The 1,682-nt window shown below is 52.8% G+C and carries 2 protein-coding genes; one reads left to right on the top strand and one right to left on the bottom strand.

Translation table 11 applies throughout. The features are described 5' to 3' along the window. On the top strand, positions 1 to 563 hold a 563-nt coding region (locus tag LKK83_RS18885), incomplete at its 5' end, for an SH3 domain-containing protein (protein ID WP_324632828.1). Between the two features lie 10 nt (positions 564 to 573). On the opposite strand, the gene LKK83_RS18880 is transcribed toward LKK83_RS18885, so the two are convergent. Then, on the bottom strand, positions 574 to 1,326 hold the full coding sequence (locus LKK83_RS18880; protein ID WP_324632827.1) for a M15 family metallopeptidase: 753 nt from the start codon (positions 1,324 to 1,326) through the stop codon (positions 574 to 576). Positions 1,327 to 1,682: the final 356 nt, after the last annotated feature.

Raw genomic sequence — 1,682 nt, 5'->3', positions numbered from 1 at the left:
CCTCCATTTCCCCTGGCTCTCATCCCGACGCTCACCAAGCACGGGTAGAGCGCGGGGCTTCCCGCCGAGAAGCTAATCCCCCCACCAATGTCCGCTCTACCCCGGAAGTGGCTCCCGATAATATTGTGGGTACCCTGGCCAATGGCACCTATGTCTCACTCAGCGATCGCCAAAATGGCTGGTTTAAAATTACCACTCCTGTGGATGGCTGGATTTCTCAAAACCTCACGGAAACCACCTGCGCTTCTGTCAGCAAGCGGATTAATTTTCCCCCCAATGGCACTAGGGCGATCGTTAAAGGTCGGATTATCGGTGGGGGCAGCCACGAATACATTCTCAACGCTTCTGAAGGTCAAACCATGACCGTTACTGTCATTGAAGGAGCCTTACCTTTCGTCTTTCCCCCCAACGATCCCAACCGTCAGCGCGACTTGACCGGCGGCGGTCACTACACCGGCAAAGACAGCTGGACCGGCACCCTCCCCGCTACCGGCGACTATCTCTTGCAGTTAGATTCCAATTTTCGCGGCTTCGAGTACGAATTGTTGGTGAGCGTTGAATAATTCAGATACATCACCGATAACTTCCCCCCCGTTGCGAGGGAATCGCTTCCAAGGAAACATCCAAAATCGAAAAGCGCCGCCAATCCGCCGCATCAAAATGCCACCATTCCGTTACCAGGGGCACAAAACCATGCTTCCGCATCACCGCTGCGAGTAATTCACTGTTTCTGCGGGCCGTCTCGCTCACCCCTGGCCCTCGGTAATCCCGCGCCGCTCGTTCGGTAAAATCATCGAACTCGGTGGGCATTTCCAGTTCCCTGCCCTCCCGGTCCACTAAGGTTAAATCTACCGCAGCACCGCGATTGTGGCGAGACCCCCACGCCGGATTGGCAACATAACGCGGATCCGGCAAGACGTCCCACATTTCCTCGGTCACGGAGAAGGGTCGGTAACAATCAAATACTTTTAATCCTAACCCGCGTTGTTGCAATTCGTTTTGCACCCGCGAGAGCTTTTCAGCAACCCTGGCCCTTAACGCACATCGCGCCACCGGGTAAAGCTCTCGGTTTAAAAAATTGTTGGCGGTGGCGTAGCGCATGTCGAGAATGATGGAGGGATTGATATCGGTCATGTCCACTAATCTGGCCCAATCCGGTACCCGATCGCGATCGGCGATTTGGGTGCCATTGCGCGACGGTTCGGATGTGGCAATCGGTGGCCCCTCCGCTTTGGGAACCCGCACCCCCCAAACCGCCTGTTGACCCACTCCAACCCAGCTCCCTAGCATCACCCACATCCAGATTGCCCAAACCTGTAATTTCATAGCTAAACGCATCTACAAACCTTGACTCTGATTCTGTAACGATCGCTCTACTCTAACTCCGGAAATTTTCAACCATAAAAAAAGTTAACTCTCAACATCGGCCACTCTCAGTATAACAGAAAAACAAAGCACTTTATCCCATCCAACCGCCAGGTTTTATACTAAAATTTCTCACATAAAGAAAAAATAGCTCGAGAGTTCTATACAAAAGTAACATAATCTCCCAAAACAACTGCCTGTAAGGACAGGGCAGCGCGGTGTCCCGAGGAGGTTGGAGAACCATCATCAGAAATTAGGGTTGGTAAGGGGGAGAACGGAAACCCTCGTCATTTATGCGTAGGGAGGAGTTCTCCCCC

This window comes from Phormidium sp. CCY1219, from assembly GCF_035615515.1.
Classification (GTDB): domain Bacteria; phylum Cyanobacteriota; class Cyanobacteriia; order Cyanobacteriales; family Laspinemataceae; genus CCY1219.
Note: the sequence above shows the minus strand (reverse complement) of the source record. Positions and strands in the feature narration are given on the sequence as shown.